General features: G+C 64.0%; 16 protein-coding genes and 1 tRNA gene. 5 read left to right on the forward strand and 12 right to left on the reverse strand.

The genetic code is table 11. The annotated features are described in order from the left end of the window. Positions 1–5: 5 nt before the first annotated feature. The 12 genes from truA to BR00_RS07835 all read right to left on the reverse strand — a co-directional run bounded on the left by truA (position 6) and on the right by BR00_RS07835 (position 10,978). Positions 6–755 (reverse strand): tRNA pseudouridine(38-40) synthase TruA, encoded by a 750-nt coding sequence (gene truA, locus BR00_RS07780; protein ID WP_496477026.1) that lies wholly within the window; start codon positions 753–755, stop codon positions 6–8. After that, complete coding sequence (locus BR00_RS07785) at positions 755–1,315, reverse strand: MotE family protein (RefSeq protein ID WP_496477027.1); 561 nt, start codon at positions 1,313–1,315, stop codon at positions 755–757. Before BR00_RS07785 ends, truA begins: the two co-directional genes overlap by 1 nt. After that, positions 1,308–1,745, reverse strand: a complete 438-nt coding sequence (fliJ, locus tag BR00_RS07790) for a flagellar export protein FliJ (RefSeq protein WP_496477028.1) — start codon at positions 1,743–1,745, stop codon at positions 1,308–1,310. The genes BR00_RS07785 and fliJ overlap by 8 nt, the downstream gene beginning before the upstream one ends. Before the next feature lie 89 nt (positions 1,746–1,834). Then, a complete protein-coding gene (locus BR00_RS07795) occupies positions 1,835–3,286 on the reverse strand; it encodes a hypothetical protein (protein ID WP_496477029.1) in 1,452 nt (483 codons plus the stop codon). Next, positions 3,273–5,162: a glycosyltransferase gene (locus BR00_RS07800; protein WP_496477030.1), complete on the reverse strand. Its 1,890-nt coding sequence runs from the start codon at positions 5,160–5,162 to the stop codon at positions 3,273–3,275. Before BR00_RS07800 ends, BR00_RS07795 begins: the two co-directional genes overlap by 14 nt. Continuing rightward, positions 5,137–5,943, reverse strand: coding sequence for a hypothetical protein (locus BR00_RS07805; protein ID WP_496477031.1), 807 nt, complete (start codon positions 5,941–5,943; stop codon positions 5,137–5,139). Before BR00_RS07805 ends, BR00_RS07800 begins: the two co-directional genes overlap by 26 nt. Beyond that, entirely contained in the window at positions 5,940–7,955 is a 2,016-nt protein-coding gene (locus BR00_RS07810) for a cellulose biosynthesis cyclic di-GMP-binding regulatory protein BcsB (protein ID WP_496477032.1), read from the reverse strand. The genes BR00_RS07805 and BR00_RS07810 overlap by 4 nt, the downstream gene beginning before the upstream one ends. Positions 7,956–8,049: 94 nt before the next feature. Beyond that, positions 8,050–8,520 (reverse strand): PaaI family thioesterase, encoded by a 471-nt coding sequence (locus BR00_RS07815; RefSeq protein ID WP_496477033.1) that lies wholly within the window; start codon positions 8,518–8,520, stop codon positions 8,050–8,052. Positions 8,521–8,549: 29 nt separating this feature from the next. Further along, positions 8,550–8,625 (reverse strand) — tRNA-Ile (locus tag BR00_RS07820). A 39-nt stretch (positions 8,626–8,664) separates the two neighbouring features. Beyond that, positions 8,665–9,567, reverse strand: a complete 903-nt coding sequence (locus tag BR00_RS07825) for an NAD(P)/FAD-dependent oxidoreductase (RefSeq protein WP_496477034.1) — start codon at positions 9,565–9,567, stop codon at positions 8,665–8,667. 10 nt (positions 9,568–9,577) lie between these two features. Further along, positions 9,578–10,060, reverse strand: coding sequence for an adenosine-specific kinase (locus tag BR00_RS07830; protein ID WP_496477035.1), 483 nt, complete (start codon positions 10,058–10,060; stop codon positions 9,578–9,580). Positions 10,061–10,069: 9 nt separating this feature from the next. Further along, positions 10,070–10,978: a hypothetical protein gene (locus tag BR00_RS07835; protein ID WP_496477036.1), complete on the reverse strand. Its 909-nt coding sequence runs from the start codon at positions 10,976–10,978 to the stop codon at positions 10,070–10,072. 181 nt (positions 10,979–11,159) lie between these two features. Here BR00_RS07835 and BR00_RS07840 point away from each other — a divergent pair, with 181 nt between their 5' ends. From BR00_RS07840 to BR00_RS07860, 5 genes are all read left to right on the forward strand, one after another. Further along, positions 11,160–11,411 (forward strand): YbeD family protein, encoded by a 252-nt coding sequence (locus BR00_RS07840; RefSeq protein WP_496477037.1) that lies wholly within the window; start codon positions 11,160–11,162, stop codon positions 11,409–11,411. 58 nt (positions 11,412–11,469) lie between these two features. Next, positions 11,470–11,919, forward strand: coding sequence for a hypothetical protein (locus BR00_RS07845; RefSeq protein WP_496477038.1), 450 nt, complete (start codon positions 11,470–11,472; stop codon positions 11,917–11,919). Positions 11,920–12,039: 120 nt separating this feature from the next. Then, positions 12,040–12,882, forward strand: a complete 843-nt coding sequence (locus BR00_RS07850; protein ID WP_496477039.1) for an STAS domain-containing protein — start codon at positions 12,040–12,042, stop codon at positions 12,880–12,882. 9 nt (positions 12,883–12,891) lie between these two features. Next, positions 12,892–13,269 carry an STAS domain-containing protein gene (locus BR00_RS07855; protein WP_496477040.1) on the forward strand — a complete coding sequence of 126 codons (378 nt, stop codon included), beginning with the start codon at positions 12,892–12,894 and terminating at the stop codon, positions 13,267–13,269. Then, on the forward strand, positions 13,256–13,663 hold the full coding sequence (locus BR00_RS07860; protein WP_496477041.1) for an anti-sigma regulatory factor: 408 nt from the start codon (positions 13,256–13,258) through the stop codon (positions 13,661–13,663). The genes BR00_RS07855 and BR00_RS07860 overlap by 14 nt, the downstream gene beginning before the upstream one ends. Positions 13,664–13,665 lie beyond the last annotated feature (2 nt).

A 13,665-nucleotide genomic window follows, 5' to 3' on the forward strand; every position in this document is an offset into this window, starting at 1 on the left:
GATCTTTACCCGTGGTCGTAACGCACCCATTCGAGGCAGAGCCCCTGGGCGGGCGCGGTGCTCGGCGCGGCCTTGCGGTCACGCGCTGCCAGGATGCCCGGCACCGCTGCTTCGGTGATGCGGCCACGGCCCACGGCCACGAGCAGCCCCACTATGTTGCGTACCATTTGTTTGAGAAAGCCATTGGCCTCAAAGCGTAGGGTCCATTCCCAGGGGGTCGGGCCTGGGGAGCGGGTGATGGTCGTCAGGGTGCGGCAGGTATCCCGCACCGGGGTGCCGGCGTTTTGGAAGCTGGCAAAGTCGTGGGTGCCTACGAGATGGCGGGCGGCCGCGTCCATGGCCGCGAGGTCCAGGGGACCGGTGGCCCAGGTGAAGGGGCGGCGCTGGGGAAGCACAAAGGCCGGCTCGGTCCACAAGGTATAGCTGTACTCCTTGGCGGTGGCGCTGAAGCGGGCATGAAAGTCCGCATCCACTTCGCTGGCTTCGCGCACGCAGATGTCGCCGGGCAGCACCGCGTTGAGGGCCCGCTGCCAGGGGATGTGGCGTTTTTCGTGGGCAACGTCGAAATGGGCCACCTGCCCCACGGCGTGGACCCCGGCGTCGGTGCGGCCGGCCCCGTGCACCCGCGTGGGGACGCCCACCAGGCGCTCGAGGGCGGCTTCCACGGTCCCTTGCACCGTGGGGCCGTGGGCCTGGAGTTGCCAGCCATGGTAGTGGGTGCCGGTGTAGGCCAGGATGAGGCGGATGCGCGGCACTACTGGGTCCCGAAGGGCGTTTGCAGGCGGGTGAGGGCCTCGGAGAGTTTGGCCGCCTTGTCCGGCCGCACGGTGGAGAGGATTTCTCCGGCCTTGCGTCCGGTCATGCCTGCCAGGATTTTGACGGCGATGGCTTCGTCCAGGGATTCCAGGGTCTGGCCTGCCTGCTGTGGCTTCATGTTGCTGTAGACGTCCACCAGGTGGCGGATCTTTTCGTCCTTGAGCACGTCGGCCTTGTCGAGCAGGGCCTGTACCTGGGCTTGCAAGGTTTTGAGCTCCTGGAGTTTGCGGTCCAGCTGTTCTTCCAGGGCGCGCAGGCTGGCTTCCCGCTGGTTTAGGGCCTGCTCGCGTTCGCGCAGTTCCTGGAGCCGCACGGGGAGCGGCGTGTCGTCGGATGCGTTGGAGGGCGATGCGGCGGGGGCGGCTGGGGCCGGCGGCGCCGAAGCATTGTCCTGCGCAGCTTGAGCGGGTGCCGGCAGGGACGGGGCCCAGGCAAGGGTCGCAATGGCGCCGAGCTTCACCAGGGCCAAGAGCGCCAGCAGGGCGAAAAGCCTAGTCATCCCGACGGCAGTACGCCAGGGTCGCGGTTTCGTCGAGGGTGCATTGGTTGCGGCGGTTTTCTTCATAGGTGTGTCGCTGCAGGTGGCGGTGGCGGAGTTTATCCACGAGGCGGCGCTCCATGGAGCGCTGCTGCAGTTGTTTTTGGCAGGATGCGACGGCTGCGGCAAGCTCGTCAAGGCGGCGCAGACTGGCGGCGCGTTGTTCGGTAAGGCGTTGGACATACGGCTGCCAGAGCCAGAAATCCGCCGCGCACCGGGCCTCTTGGCGGAGGCTCGAGCGCGCGGTCTCCAGGTCCTCTTCGAGACGCTTCAGGCGCAGGCGTTCGGCGGCCAGGGCGCTTTCCGCTTGGGCCAGGGCGAGTTTCGCCTCGTCTTCGAGGCGCTCGCGGTAGTTCAGGACTTGCTGCAGACGGAAGCGAAAGGGCGGCATGGACAGCTCCAGAAGATGGTTGCCGAAGACTTTAGCAAGATTCGTGCACGCTGCGGCGGTATGCCTGGGTTTCTTGAAGGCTACCGGGATCAGCGGTTGGGCGGCGAAAAAAGCGCGGGAAGCGGCGCCGTGGAGCGTTGCCGTTCGTAAAGGAGGAGATGCCCATAACGGGCGCGAAGGAAATAGCCTTGCAGCATCCCGATGCGGGCCAGGGGATGCACGCGGGTGATGCGGTCATCGCCCAGGCTATCCACGAGCACGAAGCGGGCAAAGAGGGCGGGGGTGCGCACCGCGCTTTCGAATTCGTATTCGTAGGGCAACAGAAAGCGTTGGGGGCGGCCTTCCAGATAGACCACGGGAAAGAGGCGGGTGTCGTCGAGGAGCACTGTGCCGGCCTCGGCACGCAGCGTGGCGACGAGGTTTTGGGTGGATGACCAGGTGCTGGGCGCGGGAAGGCCGTGGAGCGCGCGATACAGGGGTTGGGTGTCGTCCACGAGGCTGGTTCCCCAAGTCCAGAAAAAGGCCACGGCCAGCGACAGGGGCAACAGCGTGCGCGGGGTCCCTAGGGTGCAGGCGGCGCAGTCCGGAGTGCCGTGGCTCACCACGGCGCAGGCCCAAAACAGGGGGAGAACGGTGGCGTTCGCCGGGGTCCCCAGTGTCCCTTGGAGGATCACCCACGCCGCTGGAGTGGCCAGCAAAGCCAGGGTGGCAGGCCAGCAGCCGGGGCGGCGGCGCAGCACATCCACGGTGGCGAGGAACCATGGCGCCAGGGCCAGGGCGTGGGTGCGCACAAAGAGCGCCGCGTGTCGCAGTCCGGCATCAAGTCCCGGGGGGTACGCGGCGCTTTCGGCGAGGGCGGTTTTCCAGCCTGCGAGAAAGGCCCACGGATCACCGAGAAAGATCCAGTTGAGATACACCCATCCGCCCACCATGAAGGCCGAGGGCATGAGCGCCGTGGTCAGGATGGCCGCTTTTTCCCGCATGTCTCGCGGCTCGCGAAGCAGCGGCAACACCATGAACGGGACCAGCACCACGGCTTCGTAGGCGGCAAGAAAAATGGCGGAAGACGTCAGCCCAAAGAGAAAGAGGTGCAGGGTGGCGCGGGTGGCGCAGTAGCGCCGAAGCCATACGAAGGAGGCGAGCAGCGCCCCGGTGAGCAGCGCCATGCGGGGGCTTTGCGTAAGGAGCCAAAGTCCGGGAGGAGTGGCGGCCACAAGCAGGGCAAGGCCGCGGGTGTACCCGTCCAGGGGGCTGTGGCGCATCCAGACAAGGAGCGCGCACAGAAGGACGCCGCCGATGGCCGCAGCACCCACGAGGGGACTGCGCAAGACGAGGACGAAGGCATATGGCAGCGGTGGAAAGACGAAACCGAGATTTTCCAGGAGCGGCGGGCGGCCGTGAAAGACGAGCAGGGCCTTTTCCCCCAGGTAGAGCAGTTCCCGCTCTCCGAGGCCAAGATCCATGAGCGCGGTGTTCCACACGCTGAAGACGATGGTGCTCGCTGCCCAGATTGCCAGGAGGAGCCACCTAGTGGGGCGCATTGACGCTGGTGAGCCCATGGTCGGTTTTTTCCCAATAAAACGGTTTGGACACCAGTTGCCAGAGCGCCTTGTACGCGGCGATGGAGTGGAAGAAGAGCCAGTAGAGGGGGTTGATGAGCGCCACCGGCAGGAGGCTGTAGAGTTTGCGCCGGTACACGGCGATCATGTTGAGATAGATGCCGAGGAAGTTGCCAATGATGAGGTTGAAAAGGCCGATATACACCAGAAGCGGCGGGAAGAATGGATCCAAGGCCTTGGTCCCGGTGCACAGCCACAGGAGAAAGACGCTCCAGACAATGGGATTGCAGAGAAAGAGGAGTGGTGTTCCCGCAACGAAGAGTTGGAATCCCAGCCAATTTTTGAGGCCGATGCGGCGCAGCATCCGGATGGGGTGGCGGTTGTAGACCAGTGCGGTCTGCATATAGCCTTTGATCCAGCGGGAGCGCTGGCGGATCCAGTTGCCATAGCGGCTATTGGCCTCTTCGAAGGTGGTGGAGTTGATGATGCCCACCTGAAACCCATTGGCGCAGGCACGGATGCCGAGGTCGGCGTCTTCGGTGACGTTGAAGGGGTCCCAGGCCCCGAGTTCCTTGAGGATGCGGGTGCGGAAGTGGTTGCTCGTGCCGCCCAGGGGGATGGGGAGCCGCAGGCGGTCGAGCCCGGGAAGGAGGTAGTCGAACCAGTAGGAATATTCCAAGGTGAAGAGCTTGGTGATGAGGTTTTCCCGGGCGTTGAAATAATTGAGGGCAGCCTGGAAGCACACGAAGTTTTCCGGGTGCTTGCGGAAGGCGATCACCGCCTTTTTGAGCTGATCCGGCTCCGGGCGGTCTTCGGCGTCATAGATGGTGAGGAATTCGCCGCGGCTGAAAAATACCCCGTAGTTGCAGGCCTTGGGCTTGGTCTTGGGCTGGGCGTTGGGCAGGATGATGAAGCGCCAATTGCCCGGCGGCGCTGCGGCCTTGGCCGCGGCCAGGGTCTCGGCGTCGTCTTCTTCCAGAAGGAGCAGGACGTCGAGCTTGTGCTGGGGGTAGTCCATGGCCTTGAGGGCGGAGACCAATTGGCCCACCACTTGAGGTTCGCGGTAGACGGGCACCAGGATGGTGTACACCGGAAGCTCATCGTCCCGCAGGCGGCGGACTTCCTCGTCCGTGACCGGCTGGGTCAGTTCCTGGCCGGAGCCGACGAGGCTCACTACCAGTTTGAAGAGGACGGAGATCAGAAAAAGGATTTGCACCGCGGCAAAGAAGATCTGCACCGCAAGCACGGGCTGGGCGGAGAAGAGGCCCAAGGCGGCGAAACCGAGGACCCCGATGGCCGCGATCTGGGCGCGGGTGAATACCGGGTTGGCGGATTCCTTGGGATCGCGAAAGAAGAGGCCGAGGATGGATTCATCCAGGAGTTCCTGGCCAAAGAGACGCTGGGTCAGGCGCAGAAAGTCGAGGTCCGTCACCAGGTGGAAGGAGAATTCCGAGACATCGGGAAAGGCTGCGGCGCAAAACGCTTTTTGATCCGTAGCGCACGGATAGTCGGTGAGCAGGATGAGGCGATCTTTCTCCCGGCGCCAGGGCAGGATATGGCGGGAGATGACCTCGCGCAGGGGAAGGGCGCGGGCAAGCTTGGGATCGGCATGCCGCAGCAGGGCGTCCACCCCTTCTGCGTGCAAGGGGATGCAGTAGTGTTTCCCCAAGGCGCGAAAGAGGTCCAGGCGTCGGATCTTCCCCAGGCTCATGAGGATCCAGCCCAGGCGGCCGCCGCGCTCCTTTTGGATGGCGAGGGCCTCCTCGATGTCTTCTGGCCTGACCAGTCCCAGGTGGAGGAGGACTTCTCCCAGCTGCGGGGCGTCTGTATCCCTAAAAGAGCACCCACACACCCACATAGGCCCCGCCGTCCAGTCCGGTGTTTTCCCCCCAGAGGTGCTGTTGCCAGGCTGCGGTCAGCCGCAGGCGCTCCGTCACGGGGATGACCGCGCCCAAGATCCCTTTGAGGAGCCGGTAGTCGGCCACGATGGTCTGGCCGCCTTCCTCGCGGTCTTCGCCGTTGCCGAGGCCGTAGTGGAGCTCCAGGGTGGCGAAGGGGGAGAGCCAGGGAAAGAGGTCGTAACTTCCCGTGGCCTGGGCCCGGAGCTGCTCCGAAGGGTAGCCTGCGTACCAGCGCAGGCCTGTTTGGGCCTCCAGGTAGCCGTTTCGTCCTGCGAAGACGAATCCGCGGCCGACCCATAAGGAGGGCTCTAGCCCGAGGCGGTCATAGCCCAGGCTGGGGGAGTCCTCCAGGCTGTAGCCTGTGGGGATGAAGGCCGTGAGCTGGGCGGAGAGGATGGTGGTATCACTTCTCCACAGGCTGCGGCGCCAGCCGAGCTCCAGATCCGCAAGGCCGGTGGTGGCGGCGTCCGTGGCCGAGTCCGTGAGGCGCTGGGCCAGGATGTTGACGGACACGGTGTCACGCTCGGTGAGTCCGTACTCCAGGTAGGGGTTGACCTCATACTTGGTGAACCAGCCGCCGCGCTGATGGATGTTTCCGTTTTCGTCGAAAAAGCGGTCCGTGGTGGTCACCAGCGTCTTGAGGGACACGAAGACGGCGCCTTCGGGTTGGACCCAGGCCCCGGCATAGGCCGAGACGCTCCACAGGACGAGGAGTATGGCGGTGTGGAGGATGGTCATGCGTGAGGCCTCCGTCCGGCTCGCAGGTACAGGATGATGAGCCCGGCGAGGAAAAGGGCGCCGAGGACTCCAAAGAGGATGAGGCGGTAGCGTGCGAGGTACCACAGCACGCCTTTGGCGGCGGGTTGCACGAGGGCAAACTTGTCACCGATTTCCAAAAACTGCCAAAGATCGTCGCGGGCGATCATGAGGTTGGCCCCGCCGGCGTTTTGCAGCAAGGAGGCGAGACGCTGCGGAAGGAGCGCCGGGCCACTGACGGCAAGCACGGGTCGGCCCTGAGGGTCGCGGAAGGTCTGCGCCAGAGAGGGGGGATCTTCTGGGGTAAAGCGGGCGAGGACCGCCCCGGTGAGGGGGTTGCGGATTTCCGTGGGTTCGAGAGGCAAGGCTACAGGGGTGATCCCCGGCAGCGACAGGTCGTCGGTGAGGACAAAGCCGCCGTGGGATGCGTCCTGCGGCGTGGCCATGTGGAGATGGAGCGCAGTGGGATTTTGCCGGCCCAAGGCCTGGCAGAGGGCCACGAGATTGGGGGTATACTGAGCGTGGTCCTTGGAGGAGACCACCAGGCCGTCCCCGAGGGCCTGGGCGGCGAAGGAGGCCAGGGAAAGCGGGGGCGCGAACAGTTCCCCTTGGACTTCCACAAAGGAGTCCCCGAGCAGGCTTGCCTCGAGCACGGGCTGGGAGGGGCCGGCGCATGCCCCGGTTTGCGGGGTGTAGCGGAAGACCACCTCGAGGAGGTTGGCACCGTGCAGCAGGCGGCCGGGAATCTCCACCCGCAGGAGACGCCGGGAGGCAGATCCGCGCAGTTCCTGGCTTTCGAGCACATGACCGTTGAGGCGAAGGATGACGGCGGCCTGGTCCTTTTCCGGGACGGCGCTGTGGGAGAAGGAGAGCCCCGCAACCAAGACCCGGGGCCAGGCGCCCAGTTGGGCCACGTCCAGACGGATGGGGATCACCAAGTCCCCCTGGCCGCGCACCGTGGCTCCGGTCTGTCCCAGGGTGGCCAAGGGGATGGTGGCCGCCGGGAGGGCGCTGGGCGGCTGGGCAGCGTTCGCCGCGCGGACGCCCTGGGTGAGGAGTGCGGGCGTCCACTGTAAGGCGATGAGCTGCGCCCCTTGAGGAGAGAGGTAGAGGGTGGACCCGGTCCAGAGGATGTCCTGGGGGATGTCGGCCACCACGATGCTGGGGCCAAATCCGGGAGCGGCGGCCAGCTCCACCACATCATCCCGCCAGGCCAATTGGCCCATGGCGGCGGCCAGGCGGCAGACGGCCTCCAGATACGGTCGGCCATTGGTGCGCTGGATGAGCCGTGCGCCCAAAAGGGCGGCCTCGAGGACTGCGCCCCGCACCGTGCGGGCTGGGGTCGTGCGCACCACATCCAGGGCCGAGGACGGGTCGATGCGCATCCAGAGCGCCCCGCTTTGGGCATCCAGGCAGCGGTCTTCCGTGATGGAGAGGGTGCCGCGGATTTGAAACTCCACCACTTCGCCTTGGGGCAGCGCCGCCAGTGGATCGAGCGGGACTTCGAGGTTCATGGCTTCGCCGCGTACCGGCGCTGCCATGAGCGGCATCCCTTTGGCCCATACCTCCACCCGGGAGGGAGCACGCAGCCCTGGAGGAAAATGGAGTTGCAGCAGTATGCGGCTTCCCCGGGCTTCTGCCCCTTCGAGCCAGGGCAGGCGCAGGGTGAAAAAGGGGTCCACGCCCTGGGCCACGCGCGGCGCATCCCACCCCAGGGAGGCCAAGGTGATGCGCTGTCGCCACGGCCGCCACTCGTGGGTTTGGGGTGCCGGCAGAAAGACGGCAGCGGCTCCGGCAAAGGCGGCGGCCAGTGACTGTGCCTCCTCCTGATGGAGAAACGCCCCGGCGTAGACGATGCCGTCCCGTTCCCACACCCCTGGTCCGAAGACCGGCGGTCCGGCGAGGCGGACGCTCCATACCGATTCGTTGGGCGCCGCAACGCAGGGGGCGGCAAGTACGAGTCCCAGAAGCAAAGCCCAAAGCGCACGATACATACTCCCTCCTGTGGATACTGCAGTCCTATACTGCCCAAAAATACGCTTTTGGACAAGAGAGAATGCGGAACGCGCGGATGAGCTCCGCCTGGGATCATCCCATGGAGGCCGTGGCCGGCTGGGCCATGTGCGCCGGGATAGGGGCAGCCACCACCTCACCGCGTACCGTCACGTTTCCCTGGACGGAGATTTCCACCTGCACCACGGCCTTGCGGCCGCGACGTTCCGTGAGACGGGCGGTCAGTTCGAGGGGCGGCCCCAGGGGGGTGGGGCGGAGGAACTGGACCTGCAAGGAGGCGGTCACCAGGCGCGGCGGATGCCGGGGGTCATCGGCGATGGCCGCCGCCGCGGTGGCCACTCCGTGACAGTCCACCAATGAGGCCAAAAGCCCGCCGTAGACGAATCCCGGCACAGCGGTGTGTTCGGGTTTGGGGGTAAAGGTGGCGTGGCCGACGGCGCCGTCCCAGAAAGTGGCGACCCCCAAGGCCTGGGGGTTGCTTACCCCGCATCCATAGCAGCACTGGTACTGCGGAGGGTAGCAGTTTTGAATATGGAGAGGTTCCATGGAAAGAGCGATCCTTGTGGAGACGAAGATGGTGGGCCCACCAGGGCTTGAACCTGGAACCATCCGGTTATGAGCCGGGGGCTCTGCCAGTTGAGCTATGGGCCCGCTGTGGCCGCGCTGGTTAGGGCGCGGCTTGGGGTGGCGTCAAGGCTGTTTGCGCCGTTTTTTGACGTAGTCGATGGCGGAGCGGGCGGCGATGGCCCCTTCGCCCACAGCCACACTGATTTGGAGAAAGCGCCCGACACAGTCGCCGGCAGCGAAGACCCCGGGGACATTGGTCCGCTGCTCGCAGTCGGCTTCCAAAAAGACCCCGTTGCGGGTCAGACCCAGGGTGTAGGCAAAGTCCGAGGAGGACGCCTCCCCCATGGCCACGAACAGACCGTCCACGTCCAGGGTGGTGCCGTCATCGAAGCGCACCTGTTCCAAAAACTTGTCGCCTTCCAGGGCCTGGATGCTCGTGGTGCGGATGGGGATGTTCGCCTCTTCCAGGCGGCGGCGGAAATCCGCGTTCATGGCGGGTTCTTTTCCCTGGGTGCACAGGGTGACCTTGGGGGTATACTGGAGGAGTTCCAGTGCCTGGTTGGCGGCGAAATTGCCTTCTCCCACCACGAGCACGGGCTTGCCGCGTACGAAATAGCCGTCGCAGCTCACACAATAGGATACGCCCTTGCCTTCGAAGCGGGCGAGGTCGGGGATATTGGGCCGCACGCGGGACACGCCCGTGGCGAGGATGATGGCCTGGGCATGGACCGTGCCTGCTTCGGTCACCACCTCAAAGCTGCCGTCGTCGAGGAGGTGGATGGAGAGCACCCGTTCGCAGCGGATCTCCGCCCCGAACTTGGCCGCCTGGATGCGGCCGCGCTCGATGAGCTCCTTACCCGAAATGGTCTCGGTAAAGCCGAAGTAGTTGTCGATGGCGTAGTCTCCGGCCACCTTGGGCGCGCAGCCCAGAATGAGCGTATCCATGCCGGCGCGTGCGGTGTAGATGGCGGCGGAAAGCCCGGCCGGGCCCTGGCCGATGATGAGAACGTCTACGTGTTGGTCCACACGAGCCTCCTTAAAATTTGTAGCCGATGGTGCGCAAGAACGCCCGACGCTTCTCCACGTCGTCCGGACCTTCCACGCCCTTGGGGGAAAATCCGTCCACCACGCCGAGAATACCCCTGCCCTGATCGGTCGTTGCCACGATCACCTGCACGGGGTTGGCGGTGGCGCAGAAAAAACGCACCATTTCAGGAACCTGTCTGAGTGTGCGCAGGATATTGATGGGATACATGTCCCGCAGAAAGAGGACGAAGCTGTGCCCCGCGCCAATGGCCAGAGCATTGTCCCGGGCCAGGGCGATGAGCTCGTCGTCCGTGCCGGTGAGCCGCACCAGACAGACATCCGATGCCTCGCAAAAGGCGAGGCCAAAGCGGGCCCGCGGCACAGTGCTCACGATGGCCTCGTGGACGTCTTCCACGGTCTTGATGAAATGGGACATGCCGAGGATGACGTTGTCTTGGGCCGGATTATGGATGGGGACGAGGGAGAGCTCCATGGGTGCTCCTTAAGGTTGGGTGGTTGCGGTGCGTACCGGACGGTCCAGGGGGCGCAAGGCCTCCAGGATGACGGCCTCGGGGCTGTCCACGTTTTTGGCCCGCAGGACCTTGACCAATTTTTCGTACCACGTATCCAAATCCACGTAATGGGCGATGGATTTGTATTCCGGCAAGGTCATCACCGAGGAATACACGGGGTTGTTGAATGCATCGTGCCCGTTGAGCACCACCACGGAAAAGCGGCGTTCGTCGGCGGTAAAGTCGAGCCGACATTCTTTGATATCCGTGTTGGCGATGGTGCTGAGGTTGGTGATGGACTTTGCCCGGCTGAAGACTCCGGCGAGGATGCGTAACGCCTCCTGCTTCATGTCGGTGAGGATCTCGCGTTCGCTCAGTTCGATGAGCAGGATGGATTTGTTGAGCTCGTAATAGAGGTCGTCGAAGAGGTTGCTTCTTTTGAGTTCTTCGTAAAGGGCCTCGAAGTCTACGTCTTCCGCGCGGCGGAAATGGCTCATGCTCGGCCGCTCGTGCTGGATGGCCTCGAAGTTGTCGCACACAAAGGGGACGATGGACGTGGTTTCGTAGAGATAGAACTCGAGGCCCACGGCCCCTTCTTCATCCAGAATGGCGGATACGGAAAGGTCGGCCAGGAGGATCTGGCCGTTGTCCAAATCCAGGCCGTGATCGGGGTAAAAGGATTCACATCGCGGGTCGTCGCGGTCGAGCACGTAGTTGTAGATGGGGTACACCATGCCGTCTTGCTCATGGATGGCGAGTTCCTGCCAGGAAGCAAAGCGGGTGGCCACCATATGCTCAAAAACCTTGCGGATGAATTTTTTGAGACAGACGGTGAACAGTTTGAGCTCCTTGGCTCGACCTTCGGGAAGCACGGCGGTGTCTTCGGAGTCTGGATGCATATTGTTTCCTCAAAATAGGGCGTGGTTCCGCAACCGTGCTGGTTCTAGGGGGAGGACGACGGGGTGTCAACGCCAGTTGGCGGAAAAAGCGGCGTGGTTGCGCAGGGCATGCGGCGCGGAGGCCCTGCCTTGACGGGGGGTTGGCTTTTCTCCAAAAGACCGCCGCATCAAGGAGGCGTGTATGCAGTTGGAGTTGGAGTTTCCCTTGGCTTGGGAGTTCCGGGTGGTGGCAGAAGACACCCCCGCCACCCAGAGTGCCATTGGCACGGTGCTCGACCGCTATGGCTATGCCCAGCGTCCGGTGCGCGGCCGCAGCTCTCGGCACGGCAAGTATGTCACCTACAGCGTACGCGTCGTCATCCCAAGCCGCGACCACCTGGAGGTCCTGGCGCAAAGCCTCTCTTCGTGCCCGGGAGTGCGCTTCCTTTTGTAGTTGGCGCACTTTCTGCTTGAGCCAAGGGGAGCGGCACATCTTGCCGCAGGAGGCCTTCATGACCATCGCCCCCCTGGCTGCCCTTGGTCTTGTCAATACTGCAATTTCTGTCATCCGCTCCGTAGCCGCGTCGGCCGGGCCCAAGAATCTGTCTCAGGCTTCGGCAGCGCCTTCTGCGTCGTTGTGGCATGAGTTGGCTGCGCGCATCGATGTGCGCCGTGCCTCTGCGCCGCAATTGGCGCAGGCTGCGCAGGCGTTGTGCGACGCGGGCCTGATCACGGTGGAGCAGTGCGCGGCCTTGCAGCTCCAACCCGCGGCGGCTCCCGGGCCCATGCGCACTGCGGCCGACGCCTCCGGCCGTGTGGACTGGATTGCCGAGTTTACTGCCCGCCTGGAGCACGCGCAGTCCCAAGGAAACTCGCTTCTGGCCGGTCGCATGGAGGCCGCTCTCGGGGTGCTCCAGCGTCTGGCCGCTGGCCGCCAAGGCCCGCTTCGGGTGGTGGCATAGCCGGCGGACGCTGCGGTGGAGTTGACGTCTGGGTGCCCCCAGACGTTTTTTTTTGCTGTTGCCAAAGCCTTGAGCGTAGGGGTATCTACGGAAACAGAAATATCTTCCAAGGAGGAAACTATGGCGTTGGAGACGACGTTGGGTGGTTTGGTGCGGACCCACGAGGCAGCGTTGCTGGAGGCGTGGGTGGAAGAGCAAAGTCGGCTCGTGGCGCACACAGGACGGGTGGAGGCCGCAGAGTTACGAACGCAATGTCGGGATTTTCTGGCAGAGTTCGTCGCCTGTCTCGAAGCCGGTGGGGGGCAAAACATCGGTGCGGAAGCATGGCGGTCGGTGCGGGAGATGCTGGAGCAAATGGGCCGATCTCGGCTCCGCCAAGGGTTTTCCTCCCGCCAAACAGCTCTTTTTGTGTATTCTCTCAAACAGCACCTGTATGCCTTGGTGGCGCGGGAGGCGCCCGCGCAGGTGGCTGGGGATTTGATTGGAACGGCCAGCCATCTGCTCGACGAACTGGGGCTCTTCATCATGGATGCCTACATCGCGAGCCGGGAGGAAGTCATCCGTCGCCAGCAGGAGGAGATGCTCGAGCTTTCCACCCCTGTGGTGAAGATTTGGGAAGGTATCTTGGCCTTGCCTCTGGTGGGGACGCTCGACAGCGCCCGCACCCAGGTGGTTATGGAAAGTCTGCTCGAGCGGATCGTGGCCACGGGGTCTTCCCTGGCCATCATCGATATTACCGGCGTGCCCACGGTAGACACCTTGGTGGCCCAACATCTTATGAAGACTGTGGCCGCAGCCCAGCTCATGGGGGCAGAGTGCATCATCAGTGGCATCCGGCCGCAGATTGCCCAAACCATGGTCCACCTGGGGGTGTCTTTTTCCTCCATCGTCACCAAGGCCACCTTGGCCGATGCCATCCGCCATGCTTTCGTGCGGCTTGGGCTGCGTATCGTCGCTGCGTAAGGAGGGAAGATGGAGAGTATTCCCATTCTTAAGATGGGGCCGTTTCTTCTGGTCTCCATTCAGGTGGATATGCATGACCGCCTGGCCATGGCGCTGCAAGAGGAGTTGACCGAGCGGATTGTGGCGGAGGAGGCCAAAGGCGTGCTCATCGATATTTCCGCTCTGGAGATCGTGGACTCTTTCATCGGTCGGATGCTGGTCTCCATCGCTTCCATGTCGCGGATGCTGGATGCCGAGACCGTGGTTGTGGGGATGCGTCCGGCCGTGGCCATTACCCTGGTGGAGCTTGGGCTCTCGCTGCCAGGGGTACGCACTGCCTTGAATGCGGAAAAAGGCATGGCTTTGTTGCAGCGGCGCTGCATCGGAGACCACCATGACCACACCTAGCGAGCAGCGGTGGCATGTGGCGTCGGACTACGATGTGGCTATGGTCCGCCAAAAGGTGCGGACCACTGCCATTGAGCTGGGATTTCGCCTAGTGGACCAGACCAAGATCGTCACTGCAGCCTCGGAGCTTGCCCGCAATATGGTGGTGCATGGCGGCGGGAGTGGAGAGGTGCGGCTGGGCCCCCTCACCGGCGGGGGGCGTGTGGGCATGTGGCTGGAGTTCGAGGACCATGGGCCTGGCATTCCTGACGTCGATGCGGCTTTGCGGGATGGCTTTACCACGGGCACTGGTTTGGGACTTGGCCTTGGTGGGTCGCGCCGGCTTATGGATTCCATGACGATCCGCAGCGCCCCAGGGCAGGGGACGTTGGTGCGGGTGGAGAAGTGGCGCTAGGG

Source organism: Thermodesulfomicrobium thermophilum DSM 16697 (assembly GCF_059568695.1).

Excerpts from the sequence above, each read along its gene's own strand:
- BR00_RS07785 (WP_496477027.1), bottom strand. The coding sequence starts at position 1,315 with ATGACTAGGCTTTTCGCCCTGCTGGCGCTCTTGGCCCTGGTGAAGCTC.
- fliJ (WP_496477028.1), bottom strand. The coding sequence starts at position 1,745 with ATGCCGCCCTTTCGCTTCCGTCTGCAGCAAGTCCTGAACTACCGCGAG.
- BR00_RS07795 (WP_496477029.1), bottom strand. The coding sequence starts at position 3,286 with ATGCGCCCCACTAGGTGGCTCCTCCTGGCAATCTGGGCAGCGAGCACC.
- BR00_RS07800 (WP_496477030.1), bottom strand. The coding sequence starts at position 5,162 with ATGTGGGTGTGTGGGTGCTCTTTTAGGGATACAGACGCCCCGCAGCTG.
- BR00_RS07805 (WP_496477031.1), bottom strand. The coding sequence starts at position 5,943 with ATGACCATCCTCCACACCGCCATACTCCTCGTCCTGTGGAGCGTCTCG.
- BR00_RS07810 (WP_496477032.1), bottom strand. The coding sequence starts at position 7,955 with ATGTATCGTGCGCTTTGGGCTTTGCTTCTGGGACTCGTACTTGCCGCC.
- BR00_RS07815 (WP_496477033.1), bottom strand. The coding sequence starts at position 8,520 with ATGGAACCTCTCCATATTCAAAACTGCTACCCTCCGCAGTACCAGTGC.
- BR00_RS07830 (WP_496477035.1), bottom strand. The coding sequence starts at position 10,060 with ATGGAGCTCTCCCTCGTCCCCATCCATAATCCGGCCCAAGACAACGTC.
- BR00_RS07835 (WP_496477036.1), bottom strand. The coding sequence starts at position 10,978 with ATGCATCCAGACTCCGAAGACACCGCCGTGCTTCCCGAAGGTCGAGCC.
- BR00_RS07840 (WP_496477037.1), top strand. The coding sequence starts at position 11,160 with ATGCAGTTGGAGTTGGAGTTTCCCTTGGCTTGGGAGTTCCGGGTGGTG.
- BR00_RS07845 (WP_496477038.1), top strand. The coding sequence starts at position 11,470 with ATGACCATCGCCCCCCTGGCTGCCCTTGGTCTTGTCAATACTGCAATT.
- BR00_RS07850 (WP_496477039.1), top strand. The coding sequence starts at position 12,040 with ATGGCGTTGGAGACGACGTTGGGTGGTTTGGTGCGGACCCACGAGGCA.
- BR00_RS07855 (WP_496477040.1), top strand. The coding sequence starts at position 12,892 with ATGGAGAGTATTCCCATTCTTAAGATGGGGCCGTTTCTTCTGGTCTCC.
- BR00_RS07860 (WP_496477041.1), top strand. The coding sequence starts at position 13,256 with ATGACCACACCTAGCGAGCAGCGGTGGCATGTGGCGTCGGACTACGAT.